This is a genomic window from Desulfovibrio sp. (assembly GCF_009712225.1).
Classification (GTDB): domain Bacteria; phylum Desulfobacterota; class Desulfovibrionia; order Desulfovibrionales; family Desulfovibrionaceae; genus Desulfovibrio.
The window spans coordinates 372,241-388,029 of record NZ_WASP01000006.1; the positions used below are offsets into that span (position 1 = coordinate 372,241).

Annotated in this window: 18 protein-coding genes; 14 read left to right on the forward strand and 4 right to left on the reverse strand. The window is 56.5% G+C overall.

Annotation, left to right across the window (positions count from 1 at the left end):
- Positions 1 to 85 precede the first annotated feature (85 nt).
- The 4 genes from F8N36_RS07030 to F8N36_RS07045 all read right to left on the reverse strand — a co-directional run bounded on the left by F8N36_RS07030 (position 86) and on the right by F8N36_RS07045 (position 3,495).
- Complete coding sequence (locus F8N36_RS07030; protein WP_291332087.1) at positions 86 to 2,176, reverse strand: DUF2207 domain-containing protein; 2,091 nt, start codon at positions 2,174 to 2,176, stop codon at positions 86 to 88.
- A 42-nt stretch (positions 2,177 to 2,218) separates the two neighbouring features.
- Entirely contained in the window at positions 2,219 to 2,515 is a 297-nt protein-coding gene (locus F8N36_RS07035; RefSeq protein ID WP_291332088.1) for a hypothetical protein, read from the reverse strand.
- Positions 2,499 to 3,062: a LemA family protein gene (locus F8N36_RS07040; RefSeq protein WP_291332089.1), complete on the reverse strand. Its 564-nt coding sequence runs from the start codon at positions 3,060 to 3,062 to the stop codon at positions 2,499 to 2,501. The genes F8N36_RS07035 and F8N36_RS07040 overlap by 17 nt, the downstream gene beginning before the upstream one ends.
- Before the next feature lie 271 nt (positions 3,063 to 3,333).
- Positions 3,334 to 3,495 carry a hypothetical protein gene (locus F8N36_RS07045; protein WP_291332090.1) on the reverse strand — a complete coding sequence of 54 codons (162 nt, stop codon included), beginning with the start codon at positions 3,493 to 3,495 and terminating at the stop codon, positions 3,334 to 3,336.
- Positions 3,496 to 3,615: 120 nt separating this feature from the next.
- On the opposite strand from F8N36_RS07045, the gene fabG reads away from it, so the two are divergent.
- The 14 genes from fabG (at position 3,616) to F8N36_RS07115 (ending at position 15,716) form a co-directional block, all read left to right on the forward strand.
- Complete coding sequence (fabG, locus tag F8N36_RS07050) at positions 3,616 to 4,344, forward strand: 3-oxoacyl-ACP reductase FabG (protein WP_291332091.1); 729 nt, start codon at positions 3,616 to 3,618, stop codon at positions 4,342 to 4,344.
- A 6-nt stretch (positions 4,345 to 4,350) separates the two neighbouring features.
- Positions 4,351 to 5,565, forward strand: a complete 1,215-nt coding sequence (locus F8N36_RS07055) for a beta-ketoacyl-[acyl-carrier-protein] synthase family protein (protein ID WP_291332092.1) — start codon at positions 4,351 to 4,353, stop codon at positions 5,563 to 5,565.
- Positions 5,565 to 7,022: an FAD-dependent oxidoreductase gene (locus F8N36_RS07060; protein ID WP_291332093.1), complete on the forward strand. Its 1,458-nt coding sequence runs from the start codon at positions 5,565 to 5,567 to the stop codon at positions 7,020 to 7,022. Before F8N36_RS07055 ends, F8N36_RS07060 begins: the two co-directional genes overlap by 1 nt.
- Positions 7,004 to 8,251: a beta-ketoacyl-[acyl-carrier-protein] synthase family protein gene (locus tag F8N36_RS07065; RefSeq protein ID WP_291332094.1), complete on the forward strand. Its 1,248-nt coding sequence runs from the start codon at positions 7,004 to 7,006 to the stop codon at positions 8,249 to 8,251. Before F8N36_RS07060 ends, F8N36_RS07065 begins: the two co-directional genes overlap by 19 nt.
- Positions 8,241 to 8,510, forward strand: coding sequence for a phosphopantetheine-binding protein (locus F8N36_RS07070; RefSeq protein WP_291332095.1), 270 nt, complete (start codon positions 8,241 to 8,243; stop codon positions 8,508 to 8,510). The genes F8N36_RS07065 and F8N36_RS07070 overlap by 11 nt, the downstream gene beginning before the upstream one ends.
- 61 nt (positions 8,511 to 8,571) lie before the next feature.
- The gene (locus F8N36_RS07075) at positions 8,572 to 9,246 is read left to right on the forward strand and encodes a lysophospholipid acyltransferase family protein (RefSeq protein WP_291332096.1); all 675 of its coding nucleotides are present in this window, start codon (positions 8,572 to 8,574) and stop codon (positions 9,244 to 9,246) included.
- Positions 9,247 to 9,251: 5 nt separating this feature from the next.
- On the forward strand, positions 9,252 to 9,668 hold the full coding sequence (locus F8N36_RS07080) for a hypothetical protein (RefSeq protein ID WP_291332097.1): 417 nt from the start codon (positions 9,252 to 9,254) through the stop codon (positions 9,666 to 9,668).
- A gap of 43 nt (positions 9,669 to 9,711) precedes the next feature.
- Positions 9,712 to 10,095: a hypothetical protein gene (locus F8N36_RS07085; RefSeq protein ID WP_291332098.1), complete on the forward strand. Its 384-nt coding sequence runs from the start codon at positions 9,712 to 9,714 to the stop codon at positions 10,093 to 10,095.
- Entirely contained in the window at positions 10,095 to 10,817 is a 723-nt protein-coding gene (locus F8N36_RS07090; protein WP_291332099.1) for an outer membrane lipoprotein carrier protein LolA, read from the forward strand. Before F8N36_RS07085 ends, F8N36_RS07090 begins: the two co-directional genes overlap by 1 nt.
- A gap of 40 nt (positions 10,818 to 10,857) precedes the next feature.
- The gene (locus F8N36_RS07095) at positions 10,858 to 13,176 is read left to right on the forward strand and encodes a hypothetical protein (protein WP_291332100.1); all 2,319 of its coding nucleotides are present in this window, start codon (positions 10,858 to 10,860) and stop codon (positions 13,174 to 13,176) included.
- Complete coding sequence (locus tag F8N36_RS07100; protein ID WP_291332101.1) at positions 13,173 to 13,724, forward strand: hypothetical protein; 552 nt, start codon at positions 13,173 to 13,175, stop codon at positions 13,722 to 13,724. The genes F8N36_RS07095 and F8N36_RS07100 overlap by 4 nt, the downstream gene beginning before the upstream one ends.
- Positions 13,721 to 14,086 (forward strand): hypothetical protein, encoded by a 366-nt coding sequence (locus F8N36_RS07105; RefSeq protein ID WP_291332102.1) that lies wholly within the window; start codon positions 13,721 to 13,723, stop codon positions 14,084 to 14,086. The genes F8N36_RS07100 and F8N36_RS07105 overlap by 4 nt, the downstream gene beginning before the upstream one ends.
- Positions 14,083 to 14,565, forward strand: coding sequence for an acyl-CoA thioesterase (locus F8N36_RS07110; protein ID WP_291332103.1), 483 nt, complete (start codon positions 14,083 to 14,085; stop codon positions 14,563 to 14,565). The genes F8N36_RS07105 and F8N36_RS07110 overlap by 4 nt, the downstream gene beginning before the upstream one ends.
- Complete coding sequence (locus F8N36_RS07115) at positions 14,553 to 15,716, forward strand: DUF2062 domain-containing protein (RefSeq protein WP_291332104.1); 1,164 nt, start codon at positions 14,553 to 14,555, stop codon at positions 15,714 to 15,716. The genes F8N36_RS07110 and F8N36_RS07115 overlap by 13 nt, the downstream gene beginning before the upstream one ends.
- The last annotated feature ends 73 nt before the right edge of the window (positions 15,717 to 15,789 follow it).

Genomic DNA, 15,789 nt, shown 5'->3' on the forward strand with positions numbered 1-15,789 from the left:
ATTTGTGCGTCACCCAGTAAATGCAAAAAAGTGGCTTATACGTCATGGAGACGGTATAAGCCACTGTAGCTGTTGCGTGCAGGTTTTACAGACCGCCGCCCCCGCCGCCACCAGAGCCGCTACCCGCGCCGCCCCCGCCAGAGCTGAAACCACTGGCGGATGAGGTGCTGGCGGCCGCAGATGAAGCACTAACGGCGCTACCAAAACCATTGGAAAAATCGCTCCAGCCGTCATGCCCGTGCACCAGTGCCACATCAACGCCGCTGTCTTCCAGCGCTGCTGCCTGTAGCTGGTCGGCAAACCTGTTGCACCATGTTTTTTCCAGCCCCAGCACAAGCGCATAGGGCAGCAAACGGCGAAACACCTCAGGTGTGTCTTCCGGCCTTTCGTCTTGCGCGCCAACTTGTTCCATGCGCGGCAGTTCCGCCGTACGCATGTACATGGCAAGGCCTTCAATTTCATCAAGCACGGCGCGAGCTGCGGGGCTTGGCGCCTTGATGATGGCTGTGAACACCAGGGACGTGATTATCATGAGCAGAAACAGTAGCCACTCCAGATCATAAAAGTAAAACTGAAGCACAAGCGCAGTTATTCCGGCCAGAGGAAAAGCTTCAACTCCCAGAGTTGCCAGCAGGGGTCTTGACTGCTGTCGCATGAGCAGCAGGGGGAGTACCAGAGCTGAGAAAAAAGCCACGCACACGGCCAGCAACAACAGGGTTAATGGCAGTTGCGAGCTATCTGGGGTGAGCAGTGCCGGATCAACCTCCCATGAGCTGGCAACAAAGGCCAGCGGAAGCACCAGAAAGCAGCCGAGCACAGCAACCCAGGTGTTCAGCTGCCATGCGCCCTTGAAGTTTTGCTTCAAACTTGACGTGGCGGCGTTGAAAATGGTGCGGATATCTTCATCCTTGGGTCGCAGCAAAAATTTTTTGGCCTTGCCCGTGGTGCGCGCGAGCTCCCGGTACACGGTCTGTTCTTCCGCGCTCAGCTCACCTTTGCGTCCGGCTGTTCCTTCGGCCAGTTCCAGCGTGTAGGTCTTTGCATCTGCCTTGCTGATGCGGCACAAACCCTTGAAAGCCAGCCCCAGAAATGTGGCGGCAAGCCCCCGTCCTGTGATGCGGGCAGATTTGTACAGATACTCCACAGCCAGTGGTGAGAGGGATTGTGGCGTGGCCCCGGAATCCATTTTTTCCCCCCACAGGGCCGTTTTGGGCGGGTAATAGCGGGGAAAGATGGCCCCCTTGGCCGGGTCTATGCCAAGCCGGTGCCAAAGCAGAAAGTAATAAAGAAATACTGCGCAGAATGACAGACCCATCGCTGGCAGACTGGGGCTCTCGTACAGCACCTCAAAGAGCAGGCCCCGCGACCTGATGGCTCGTTCTTCTTCCTGCCGGGCTTTTTCAAAGGCTTCGTCCTCGCGTTGTTGTTGCTGGGCAAGAGCAATCACTGGGTCTGTTATGCTCGCCTTGTCAAAGGCCACAGCCACCGTCAGCTGCGAATCTGGCTCAAGCGGGCTGGTAAGGGTAAATGCGGCCTCGTTGGCTTGCGGCCTTGTAACGCTAATATTGCCGCTCTCCCTGGAGCCAGCCAGTCCCGCCCATGCGGCGGTTTGCTGCACGGCCACACCCTTGGGCAGGATGATGCGGCAGGCTGCTTGCTTGATGGGAAAACCCCAGACGCCCGTGGCGTTCCAGTTGAGCTCGCCGTTGGCTTCGTAAAAGCGCAGATGCAGTGATGTGTCGTATTCAAGCACAAAGCGGTGCACGCCTGTGGAAAGGGGCTGCTTGCCACGCATGAGCACCCGTATGTAATCACCACGGGTTTCTGTTTCGATCGGGTTCAGGGACGTACCGTCGATGCTTGCAGAGATGACGGTGAACGGGACTGTGCCGCGGTAGCTTGCAGGGCCGGAATAGAGCAGGGGCAGCTCTCTGTAGATACCTTTTTTGATCTGGTTGCCTTCTGCCTGCACGGTAATCACTTCGCGCACGTGCATGCTGCCGTCTTTGTTGATTGTAACGGTGGATGCGAAGCTTTCAATGTGCTCCTGGGCGTAAGCATCAAGGCATAGGACCGTGATGCAGAGCAACAGTGCACAGGCGATGCGTATCATTGGGCGTGGGAATCTACGGCTGGTGTGGGGCATGTGCATGGATTCATCCTTGCGGCAAGCCATTGGTTTTGCAGTGGGGTTGCGCCGTGGCAAACAGGCGGGTGTTTAGAAAAGTATGTCTGCCAGGCCCAGAGCCGCCAGCGCCATAGAGCCAAGCAGGCCCATGAACGACAGGGCCATCCGCGCAAAGTTGTCGCGCCTGTAACACAGCCAGGCGTACCACAGCCAGATCAAACCCGCAGCAGCATTGCCGCCAATCAGGGCATCTGTGCGTCGTACCATAAGCAGCACGCCAGAAAACCAGAGCTGTAACCCAGCCACCAGAAAGACAGCAACCAGATACAGAATCTGCCGCCACAGGCTGCGGACCAAACTTTCTTTGGGGCTATTGCGCACCAACATCGGGAACTGCCCGCTCTGCTGGTGAATCAAGCTCAAAATATGTCACCGGGGCAAAGTGGAAAAATCCGGCCACCAGATTGCCGGGAAACTGCCGAACGCGGTCGTTCTGTTCCCTTGCAGCGCCGTTGTAATAGCGCCGGGCCATCTGGATTTCGTCTTCAAGAGTAGCGAGGCTTTGCTGCAACTGCTGATAGTTTTCGCTGGCTCTCAACTCGGGGTAGGATTCCGCAATGGCAAACAGCCTGCTCAAAGCCCCGGAGAGCATGCTCTCCGCCTTGGCCTGCGCCGCAACATCACCCTGTACAGAAAGGCTGCGGGCGCGCGCGGCGCTTATTTCTTCAAACAGGCCTTTTTCGTGGCTGGCGTACTGTCTGACGGCACTGACAAGGTTGGGCACCAGATCGTGCCGGCGTTTGAGCTGCACATCTATGCTGCTCCAGGCTTCTTCCACCATGTTTTTGCCGCGCACCAGCGCATTGTAAAGCCCCACAACGACCGCAAATACAACCACGGCAGCCCCAATGCCAATCAAAATACCGGTGCTCATACGAACTCCTTGATTTGTGGGAGCCTGCGCGGGCTCATGCATCAGCGTGGTGCGCACGGCCACAGCCGCTGGCAGAGGCGGCGGGCCTGTTTATGCTTTCATAAAAACTGGCATATGCTAGATATTCGGTCAATGGGGGAAGTAAACATATGTGTGGCTGCCATAAATAAGGATGGAGCCTTGACTGAGACAGCTTTGACGCCTGAGGTTGCAGCAATATGCGGATGTTGGTTGTATGTTGCTACGCATTGCAAAGCCAGCTCAAGCCAGTTTACTTGGTCTGCTCATCCTTATAGCCATCTTTATAGCCCTGCTGAACAGAATCAACCTTTCTTTCTATTTTAGCAGAAGCCTTGCCAGCTGTTCTGCCAACCCAGCTACAGCCAAAAGAAAAGAAAAATGTGGCGATTAGCGCTACTGCAAGAATTCTCATGATGGATTCCATCCTAAATTGAGAGTTGTTTTAACCGATTGTCTTGTATATGCTGTTGATATCCTATCTGATGCCCTTTTTAATAAATAAAGGCATGCAAACATGCAAGCAGGGGAGCAAATGCAAAATTCGCCCATTGCCCTGATAACTGGTGCAAGCAAAGGAATTGGCAAGACCATTGCTCTTGGTCTGGCAGCCGATGGTTTTGATATCTGGCTTAATTACCGTAACGACCACGACGCGGCCGAGGCCGTGCGCGACGATATTGAGGCTCTGGGCCGCAGATGCGTTTTGTTGCCATTTGACGTGGCGGATAAAAATGCGGTGGAAGCCGCCCTTGATCCTCTGCTGGCGGCAGAAACACCCTATGCCCTGATCAACAACGCGGGCTTTGCGCGCGATACTGTTTTTGGCCTTATGTCCGAAGAACAGTGGGATTCTGTTATTGGGGTGCATCTTAACGGGTTTTTTCATGTATCACGCAAGGTTGTGCCTCGTATGCAGCGGGCACGCACAGGGCGTGTGGTAAACATTGTTTCCACCTCGGGGCAGGCTGGCATGGCCGGTCAGGTTAACTATTCTGCCGCCAAGGCCGGTCTTATTGGCGCAACCCGCGCCCTTGCCCGCGAGCTTGGGCGGCGCAACGTACTTGTTAACGCCGTGGCCCCTGGTTTTATCAGCACAGAGATGACTGCCGGGCTGCCCGTAGACGAATATATGAAAAGCGTGCCCCTCGGCAGGCCGGGTTTGCCGGAAGAAGTGGCAGGGTGCGTGCGTTTTTTGTGTTCAAATCTGTCATCGTACGTGACCGGGCAGGTACTGTCCGTCAACGGCGGATTGTACATGTGAGGCCCGATGCGGCGAGTTGTCATAACTGGCGTGGGGTTGGTATCTGTTCTGGGCGTGAGCCGCGATCAGGTAGCCAATGCGCTGTATAATGGAGTTTCTGGCATTGTGGCCGAGCCACAGCGGCTGGAGCAGGGATTTCGCAGCCCGCTTACCGGGCGTATTGATGGGTTTGACGGCGCGCGCCATCTTACCCGCAAGCAGCGCAAGAGCATGCCTGATTTTGCCATTCAGGCGCATGCGGCAACTCTTGATGCCCTGAATCAGGCCGGGCTTGCGCCAGAGGATCTGCGATCAGACCGATACGGTCTTGTTTTTGGCAATGACTCCACCGTGCAGTCTGTTGTTGATCAGCAGGCCGCACTGCTGGAAGCAGGCTGTACCTCTGGTATGGGCAGCGGACATGTCTTTCGCTGCATGAATTCCACCATCACCATGAATCTTAATGTGCTGTTCGGTAACACCGGCCCAAGCTGGACGGTAAGCGCTGCCTGCGCCAGCGGTGCGTATGCCATCGGCCAGGCGGCAGACCAGATTCGCCTTGGGAGACTCGACAGCGTGGTCTGCGGGGCGGCACAGGAACTAAACTGGCCGTCAGTCTGCTCCTTTGACGGTTTGGGGGCTTTTTCTGTACGCACCCCGGCGGTTGAGGCCTCACGCCCCTTTGACAAAAGCAGGGATGGACTGGTTCCCAGTGGCGGTGCTGCGGCCCTGTTGCTCGAAGATTATGACACGGCCCGCAAGCGTAATGCCCCCATTCTGGCGGAAGTGCTGGGATTTGGTTGCAGCGCGGATGGCGAAACCCTTTCCGTACCCAGCCGTACAGGCCTTGCGCGGGCCATGCGCATGGCTCTGGCAGAGGGCGGGCTGAACACAGCTGATGTGGATGTTGTCAACGCGCACGCCACATCCACCCCGCAAGGTGACGCCGCAGAGGCAGCCAACCTGCGCGCTGTGTTCGGCTCTGGCTGCCCCGATGTCATGGCGCTGAAAAGCCTCACCGGGCATGAGCTGTGGATGTCTGGCGCGGCTCAGGTGGCCTATGCCGTTATTATGGCACAGGCGGGTTTTACGGCTGCCACCATAAATTATGAAGGGCCGGACGAGGATACCGCCGGTATTCCCGTACTTGTTCGCAGGCGGGAACAACCTCCGCGTGTGGTGCTGAGCAATGCGGCAGGCTTTGGCGGCAGCAACGCCAGTATTGCCCTGAGGCTCGGCTGATGCGCTGCGTGGTTGCAGGCAGCGGCATTACCGGGTTGACCGCCGCTCTGCTGCTGGCGCGCCAAGGGCACGATGTTACGGTTGTGGAGGCGGGAGCGCGGGTTGCCCCTCTGTTACGCGGTTTCTGGCGTGAGGGCCTGTATTTTGACACGGGCTTTCACTGTGGCGGCGGGTTGCATGCCGGGGGCGTGTTGCGCCGCTGGCTGCGGGCGCTGGGTGTAGAAAGGCATTTGCAGCAGGTCACGACTCATCGCACCGAGGTTTTTCACTTTGCTGATGGGCAGGTTTATTGCCTTCCCGCTGGGCACGGTGTCGTAGAAGAGACTGTTGAGTGGCAGTTTCCGGGATCAGGCGCGGCCATGGCTACATTCCTGCGTCTTATGGATGCAGAGCTGGGCCATTCTCCCTACCTCAACCCTGCCGTGCGGGCCGAGCCTGCGTTTGCGCTCAACAGCGCGGGCAGCATTGCCCAGTATACTGCATCCGCGGGCTTTCCTGCCCATTTGCAGGCCATGATTGGCACACGGTGCCTTTTATATGGTGTGCGTCCTGAAGAATCTTCACTTGAAGAATATTCCCTTGTGGCCGGGCCGTATTTTCAGTCCAGCGGTTCGTGGCAAGGTGGTGGGCTGGCGCTGGTTGAGGCGCTTCTAGCCTGCCTCAATGAGCAGGGCGTAACCATTCGTTGCAATGCCACCGTTACAGGTATTGATGCTGACAAGGCGCAGGGTGTACGCGGCGTGCATCTGGGCGATGGCTCTAGCCTTGCCTGCGAGCGCTGTTTTTTTACCGGGCACCCGTCGCAGCTTGAAAAGCTGATTCCCCGGGGGCTTGTGCGCCCGGCCTATCTGCACCGCATAAGCGAACTGCCCGAAACACGTTCTGCAATGCTGCTGTTTGCCGAAACCCGTGATTGTCTGGATGAAAACGAAAGCATCTACCTTCTGCCTCATCCTTCGGCGCAAGAATTGTTCCCCGGGGTGGAGAGCGCGCAACCCAGCGTGTATCTTTTTTGCGACAGGCCGCAGGCAGATGGCAGGAAAGCCGTGATGGCCGTTGCTCTAATGGAAAACAACGACCTGCCCGTTGGCAACCCCCATCCGCGACCGGTCTGCTATGTGGGGTGGAAGCGTGAGGCCTCTGCCCGATTACAGGCATACATTGAACAGCGCCTGCCGGAACTGGCAGGGCACTGGCGGGTTTTGGATGCTGCAAGCCCGCTGACCATGCGACACTGGGTTCATGGTGCAACGGGCAGCCTCTACGGTGTGCAGCACCATATGGGCGCCATGCCCATGCTGCCTGTCACCCGTTTACCGGGGCTGTTTCTGGCCGGGCAGAATATTCTGCTGCCCGGTGTGCTTGGCGGCATGGTCAGCGCCGCGCTGGCCGTGGGGTTTTCCTTTGGTCACGATAACGTTCTCAAGGAGTTCAGGGAATGCGCGGAAGACGAGTAGTCGTTACTGGCATGGGGGCGGTTTCGCCATTTGGCGAGGGTGTGCCTGCCATGTACGATGGTGTGAGCCAAAACCGTTGCGCGCTTTCCCCTCTGCCAGAGTACAAACTTGAGGGTTTGTCGTGCCGGGTTGCCGGCCTGGTGCCTCCGTTGCAGGAAAAACGTATTCCCCGTGAATTGCGGCGGTCCATGTCGCCCATGTCCATTTTTGCCTGCCTGGCCGCCTGGGAGGCTTTGACCAGTGCCGGACTGAGCACGCGCCCCGAGCCGCGTATGGGCGTGGCGGTTGGCTCAACCGTGGGCAGCCCCACCATGCTGCACGAATTTTTTGAAATGTTTTTGCGTGAGCACAGCGTTGAAAGCATGCGCAGTACCGTTTTTTTCAAGGTCATGAGCCACACGGTTGCCGCCAATGTGGCCCTGGCTTGTGGATGCGCCGGGCGCACCCTTGCACCTGCAGCAGCCTGCGCTTCAGGCCTTATGAGTCTGTGTCTCGGTTTTGAGGCCATCGCGGCAGGACGTGAGGAAATGATGCTCTGCGGCGGTGCGGACGAATTCCATCTTTTGACATCTGCCACGTTTGACCGCCTGGGCGCTGCCTCGCATGTGGAAGACCCTGACTGTGCCTCGCGTCCGTTTGATATGGATCGCACAGGCATTGTTTGTGGAGAGGGTGCGGGCATTCTGCTGCTGGAAAGCCTGGAGAACGCGCAAGCCCGCAATGCACCCATACTGGCCGAAATACGCGGCGCGGCCATGTCCTCCTCGCCCGGCAGCATTGCCCAGCCAGACTCGGCCGCCATAGCCGACTGTATGCGCAGAACTCTTGAAGATGCCGATGCCCAGCCGCAGGATGTGGCCTATGTAAACGCCCACGCTACAGCTACTGAATTCGGCGATATCGCGGAAGGGCAGGCCATCGAGGCCGTTTTTGGCTCTTCAATGCCCGTCAGCAGTTTCAAGGGGCACTTGGGGCATACCATGGCGGCCAGCGGCGCGCTGGAAAGTATTTTGTGCATAGAAATGCTGCAGACGTCCACCTTTTTTCCGACACGCGGATTACAAAAACCCGATGTTAGATGTGGAAATCTGAATCACATGAATAAACAGATGTATAAACCAAGTGGATTGGTATTAAAAAATAGTTTTGCACTTGGTGGTTGCAATTGCACTATCATTTTTGATAGGTTGCATGAAAATTCAATGAATGTGGAAAAGAATGAACGATAATAAAATTAGAGAGACGATTGACGCGGCCTTGAGTGAAGAGTTTGAATTGTCCCCAGAACAGCTTGTTCCGTCGGCGCATATCAAGGAAGACCTTGGACTGGATAGCCTGGATATCGTGGATATGGTCATTGTGCTGGAAAAGGCCTTCAACTTTAAATTGCAGAATAAAGAATCCTTGGTGAAAATACAGACACTAGGGGATATTTATGCATTCATCGAGGCCCTGCGCGATGAAGGTACCGTTAAGTCGGATCAGTAACATAGTGTCTAATATTGCCATAAGCGCAATTTTTATTTGCTGGACAATCGTTATTTTGCCCATGACGCTGTGTATTGCAGTGTTACATGCGGTTTTTCCCAGAACCATGTGCTCGGCCAACAGGCGGTATATCTGGCTGTATGGCCGCTCGACGCTGTTTTTGCTGCGGCCGTGGTTGCCGGTTCGTATGCGCAACTCCCAAATGGCCGTGGAGCATCCTGGTTCGGTTGTAGTATGCAACCATCAATCTTTTTTAGATATTTATCTGCTTGCAGCGCAGGATCAGGCCAATGTGTGCCTGATAACAAAAAGCTGGCCCTTCCGGCTGCTTTTTTTCTTTGCGCCCACCATGCGCAGCGCAGAGTATATTGATGCAGAGAGTTTGCCCACAGAGCAGGTTGAAGCTCAGTGCCTTGAGCGCCTGCGTGATGGAGCTACTCTGGTTGTGTTTCCGGAGGGCAGCCGAACCCGCACCGGGGCGTTGGGCAAGTTTCGGTCTGGCGCTTTTCATGTTGCCGTAAAGGCCGGGCGACCAGTGCTTCCATTACTTATCCACAACAGCTTTCAGGTGTTTCCTCCTGGTGGCAAAGGTTTTTATCCTGCAACCATCCATATGGAATTTCTTGATCCTGTGTGGCCACAGACCTTTTCTGAAGAACTTTTACCGCATCGGGCCATGATGCGGCATGTCAGAAACCTTTATGTAAAACATTTAACGAATGCGACAGGAGAATAACGATAATGAAAAAATATCTTCTGCTTACGGTGCTGGTTCTGACTCTTGCGGCCATTGGCTGCCGGTTTGGTCAGCCTGTAGGTACTTTTGCCTATGACTTCCCCTCTGCCGAAGCCAGCAAGAATATTTCCGAAAAAAAGATGCATGATGCAATAGTAAAAGCTTGCGCTGACAGCGGCTGGCGTGTTTCTGAACCTGCCGTCAATACCATTGAAGCCACAATCATGGTGCGCAACAAGCACACTGTGGTGGTGTCCATTCCCTATACGGCCTCCCACTACAGCATCAACTACAAGGCCAGTACCAATATGGAATACAAGGCCAAGAGTGACGGCAGTGCTGTTATCCACCCCAACTACAACAAATGGGTTGGCATTCTTGACCAGAACATCCGCCGGAATGTGGCGAGTAGTGAATACTGATTCTCAGCAGTCTCTTACGGCTCTGATGCCGCACCGTGCCCCCATGCTTCTTCTGAGCAGGCTTGAAAGCTTTACCTCGGAAGAAGCGCGGGCAACGGCGACCGTGCTGGAAGACAATCCTTTTTTGCGGCCAGATGGCAAACTTGAACGTGTGGCCTATGCGGAAATAATGGCCCAGTGTTTTGCCGCCGGTGCTGGTGCCAGTCTGTTGGCCACTGGCGGATCATGTGCGGGCTGGGGCTACCTTGCAGCCCTGCGCGATGTGACCGTGCACACCGACGCGCAGGTGGGGCAGCATCTGGATGTGCAGGTGCGCGTTTCTGCCCGGCTTGGCGAAATAGCCGTGGTTGACGGCAAAGTTCATGCAGACGGGCAGTTGCTGGCCACAGGGCAGTTCAAGATATTTATGCCGGAGGAATCGGCCTGATGCGCTCATCCAAGGCCCTGTTGCTTCTGGCCAGCCTCTTGATGGTTTTTGCTTCTGCATCAGCTTTTTCTGCGCAGAGTCAGGCGGTTGGCAGCGCTGACGCTCTGCTTGACGCAGCTGCACGGCAAAGCGCTGGCATTGGCAGCTTGAGCGCCGATTTTATGCAGGAAAAATCCATGACTGTGTTGGCCCGCCCCATGACCTCGCAAGGCTATTTTTGCCTGCGCCGTGGAGATCATGCAGCTAATACACAAGCGAGTAGACCTGCTGACGCCAGCGGTTTTCAACCCACCGACAGCCTGCTTTGGGCTTATACCCGTCCTCTTGCTTCTGGATTTATCTACAAGGATGGACGGGGCGCACTGTGGGAGGGCACGCCGGAAGCAACGCGCCCTGCCAACGAGCGTGAATCCACAGTTATTACAGCCATAATACGGAATATTCTGGACTGGATCAGCATTGATCCTGCGGCCCTGCGCGCCACCTACAGGCTTGAGCGCCCGCAGGCAGACAAGCCCGTACTGACGCTTTATCCTCTGCGCCAGTCTTTTTTTGCCCGGCTTGAAGTGACGTTTGCCGATGACCTCAAGAGTGTGCGGCAGCTGACCTTTACAGAACGCAACGGTGATTCGGTGCGCATTGTTTTTAACCGCACCCAGATCAACGAGGCCTTGCCAGCGCCCTGCGCGTCGCTGGGCACAACGGGTAACAATGGTAAGTAGGCCTATGGGCAAGCCTTTTATTGTCAGGCTTCACTGCTGGATGCGTGCACACAAGATTTTGGCTTTCAGCCTGGTTCTTGTCTGTTGGGCTGTGTTTGCCCTGCTTGCGGCCCGCATGCAGCCCGATTCCAGCAGCCTGGCCTTTTTCCCTGACGACGCGCCCCAGGTGCGACGCATGGCCAGGGCCCTGGATGTTTCCCCGGCTTCAGGCCTGCTTTTTATTGATCTTTTTACAGAGCGCCCCGGTGGCAAGTATGCGCTTGCCAGCACTGCCGATGCCATGGTGGGCGATTTGCCCCCGGAGTTGGCTGAGAGGGTTGGGGTCATGGGCATGCCCGATGCACAGGCGCTCATGGCTTTGCTGCCGTACTTTACGGACGAGGCCACGCTTGCCCAGCTGCAAACAGCAACCAGCGCCTCACAGATTGATACGTCTGTACGCGCGGCCCACGACAATCTGAACAGCCTTCTTGCAGCCGGCCCGGCGCAGGAATGGTTGCGAGCCGATCCTCTTGGGTTGCGCCAGCGTATACTCTCGCGTTTGCCAGCCGAACATGCCGGTGCCATGCCAGACCCTGTGCTGGGCTATCCAGTGAGCGCGGATGGCAAGCACCTGCTGCTGGTACTGCGACCTGCCCATTCCCTGCACGATGTCAGCGCGGCGGCTCTATTGATGGACGCTGTTCATGCATCCATGCAGAAAAACCTTGCATCAGACATGCAGGGGCTTGTGGTGGGTGGGCACAGACACAGTGCAGTCAATGCGCAGGTTATCCAGCGCGATATTACCAATATTGTCTTTTTTTCCATGTTGGGGTTCGTACTGGTATACGCACTGCTGGTGCGCTCACGCGGCGTGCTTTGGCTTATGCTGGTGCCAGCATTTGCAGCCAGTTTTGCCCTTGGGGGGATGACCCTGCTTTCACCCGCGCTGTCCGGTCTGGCGCTGGGCTTTGGCGCATCTGTTCTTGGCGTGGCAGAAGACTACGCCGTGCATATGCACTTTGCCCTGCGCAGTGGTGATTCGGCAGAAAGTGTGCTGGGGCATATCACGCCGCCCCTGTTTCAGGGGTATCTGGTCAACGCCTCTGGCTTTGCCGTATTGCTGCTTTCGGGTATTCCGGCCGTGCGCCAGCTGGCCTTGTTTGCCCTGCTGACATTGAGTGCCGGCTTTGCGCTGGCTGTAATTGTGCTTCCTGTTTGCCCTTGGTTCAACACCCCAGCCCTTCCTGTGCACAAGCAGAACACTGATCCACGCAGGCCTGCAGGGCTGCGCGTTTTTTTGAGTATTTCTGCCTTGTTGCTGCTGTGTTATGCGCTTTTTTCCATTGTGCAGGTTGATGTTTCGCCTCGCACAATGGGGGCGGACATGGCGCAGTTGCAACAGGACGGCGAAAAACTCAAGGCCGTATGGGGATCGCGCGATAGCAATATTCTTGTGGTTGAAGGAAAAAATACGGATGCAGCCCTGGCCCACGGGCGCGCCGTGGTGTCATCGCTACGAGCCCTTGAACCAGAGAACAAGCTCGGTACGCTTACTGATGTGTGGCCATCGAAAGAGCAGGCGCAGGCCAACGTAATGCGGTGGGAAGCCTTTGCCGCAGCTGAGGGGCCGCGTGTGCGGGCTCAATTGATATCGGCCGCGCAACGCCATGGATTTACGGTAGAAGCATTTGTTCCCTTTATACAGCTGATTGAACGCCCTGTGGCAGAATTTGACCCGTCTGTGTTGCGCGCCGCAGGCCTTGGCGAAATGATGGACGTGTTTCTGCATGGGCCGAATGCCGATGATTCGGTGGCGAGGCTTTTGCTCTTTACCACCAGCAAGGCGGATGTGAGCCGCCTGGAACCAGCCCTTGCCGAGCTAACAACGGCGCTGGCCCCAGGCGAACTTGAAGCAACTCTGTTGCAGCAGCTTGATATGGAAAAAAGGCTTGTGCCGCTGGCCTGGCTTGCCTGCCTGACGCTTCTGTTTCTGTATTTTCGCGATGTGCCACGAACCCTGCTTGCATCTTTGCCACCGTTATGTTCCGTTGCCTGTATCCTTGCGTGGATGTCCATTACCAGCCATCCGCTGACGCTGGCGGGCATGGCGGCAATGCCGCTTGTGCTGGGTCTTGCGGCAGACCACGGTATAGTGGTTACCCACGACCTTGTTAGTGGGGTAAAAATGGGGGTAGAGCGGGCTGTTGTTGTGTCTTCACTTACTACATTTACAGGTATGGGATTGCTGGCCCTCGCCCAGCATCCTGCTCTCAAAGCTATGGGCGAAGTGATTTTCTGGGGCTTGATTGTGGAAGTTCCAGTGGCTTTGTGGCTTTTGCCGATGCTTTGCCGGGTAGAAGGAAAACAGGCATGAACGCCATTCGTTGCACAGGCCTGTTGCTGATTTTGGCCGTGCTTGCCGGTTGCGGCACGCATAAACGCGTGGTGCTGTTGCCGCAGCATGAGGCAGGGCAGCAACATATTTCGTTTGTGGCCCAGTTTGGCGCGCGTCTGGGCATTGGCGGGCAGAGCATACCCGTGCAGGGTGAAGTGCAGATGAGCGAATCTGGCGGCAGCCTGGCACTTATTCTTCCGCATGGCAGAACTCTGGGGGTCTGCACGTACAGTGCAGATGCCAAACCAGCAAGCGGGCCAAAGGGTGCAGCAGGCGTGCAACCTGTGAAAATGGAATGCACCCCGGCGGAAGGCATGGGCGGGGAGGCCACTGGCCTGCTGTTCCGTACTGGTGTGGCCGTTTACAGAATATTGCCTGCCCTAGGTCAGAACCCTGCGCAGTTTCAGCTTGAGGGCAAGGGGTGGAACGCGCATTTCAGCCCAGTAGCTGACAGCCTGAACGGCATTTATACAGAGCAGGACGGAATGACCATGGACATGTATTTTGTGGAGATTTCTCACTTATGAGCGTGATGCGTCGTGCCGTGCTGCAGGCGGCCAGCCAGCTGGAACACCTGCCCGATCAGGGTGTGTGGCGTCAGAGATTTTGCTTTGCGGCAGACAGTGCTGTTTTTGCCGGACATTTCCCGGGGCATCCCGTGTTGCCCGCTGTTGTACAGGTGCTCATGGTTCAGGTGATACTTGAAGCAATCGGGCAACCTGCCGATCTGGCGTGCATACCACAGGCAAAATTTCTCGCACCTGTCGGGCCGGCTATGGATATTCTGCTGACCCTGAGCAAGGGGCGGCGCAACAATCGATGGGCGTGTACCCTGCACTGTGGTGAAATCCTTGCTGCCCGCATGCAGGTTGAGGTACCAGCCCCATGAGCATGCACCGTGCCTCACGCACCCGCCGCCGTGGCGCGCCGGAAGTACCCTCGCTTTGCGTAAGTGTTCCGCGCACCGTGCGGTTTGAAGAGGTGGACGCCGTGCGCTTCATGTGGCACGGCCGTTATGCCAGCTGGCTTGAAGATGGCCGCGAAGCAATGGGGCAAGCCTATGGCATCAGTTATCTCGATTTTCGCGAAAGTGGCGTGGTGGTGCCTCTCAAGCTCTTTCATCTGGATTTCCATCATCCGCTGCTGTACGGTCAGACATACACCATCCATGCAGAATTGTTCTGGAATGAAGCTGCCGTGCTGGATTTTGAATACCGCATTGAAGACGCGCAAGGCCTTGTGACCACCACCGCCAGCACAACCCAGCTTATGCTGGATCTGAACGGCAACCTGCTCATGGAGCCACCAGCCTTTTACCGTGAATTCTGCGCGCAGTGGCGGCAGGGCAAGGCCATATGCCGCCTGTAACAGCCGTGGTCATTCCGGTGTACAACCACCGGGAAGGCGTGCGCAATGTGGTGCAGCGCGCCCTGGGCCATTGCAGCACAGTTATTGTGGTTGACGATGGCTCCACAGACGGCAGTGCTGACAGCCTGGAAGGCTTGCCCGTTACCCTTGTGCGCCTGCCGCGTAATGGCGGCAAGGGGGTCGCCTTGCTGGCTGGCGCAGCCGAGGCCACAAGGCTGGGTGCTGCCCACATGATTACGCTTGATGCAGACGGGCAACACTACCCGGAAGACATCCCGCTGTTTTTTCAGGCTATTGCGCAGAACCCCGGCGCGATTATTGTGGGATGCCGCGATTTTAGTGTGCCGCATGTGCCGGGTTCGTCCCGTTTTGGCAGGGCATTTTCTGCATTCTGGATGCGTGTGCAGACCGGTGCCCGGGTGCGCGACATGCAGAGCGGTTTTCGCGCCTATCCTTTGCGCTTGCTGGACTGTCTGAAATTTACCGAGCCTGGCTACGCCTTTGAGGTAGAGGTGCTGGTACGCGCCGTCTGGGCCGGATTTGAAGTACATGAAATAGACATTCGGGTGTATTATCCACCGCGGGAAGAACGTGTTTCACACTTCAAGGCATTCAAGGACAATGTTCGCATTTCTCTGTTGAATACGCGGCTCACCATACGTGCGCTGGTGCCGGTGCCCTTTCGTCAGCACAATGTGGATGAGCAGGGCCGTATCTCCTTGTTGCGGCCCATGGATTCACTGCGTCGTCTGCTTGCAGACAGGGCAACACCGTGGCAGCTCGGACGTTCGGCTGCGGTGGCCATAGCGGTTTCCACACTGCCTTTGCCGGGCTTGCAGAGCATTCTGCTTTTGTTGTGCATAGGCTGGCTGCGCTTGAGCAGGCTTTGTGCACTAGCCATGATTCCGCTCACGTGGCCGCCTTTTGTGCCGGGACTTGGGGTTTTGCTGGGTTACAGGCTGCGCAATGGCAACTGGCTGACAGAATTTTCTTTGCAAACCCTTGGCTACGAAGCTCCTCAGCGCATACTGGACTGGCTGGTGGGCGCGCTGGCGCTTGCTCCTGTACTTGGCCTGCTGGCTGGGGCCGTAGTATGGATACTGGCCTGCCTAGCTGCGCACGGAATGGCGCAACGGTGCGACGATGCATAACAAACGTCCAACCGTTGATACGCTTGGTTCCCGACTTCAGTACGGTTTTTTTGAAGTTCTGGTACATTGCAGA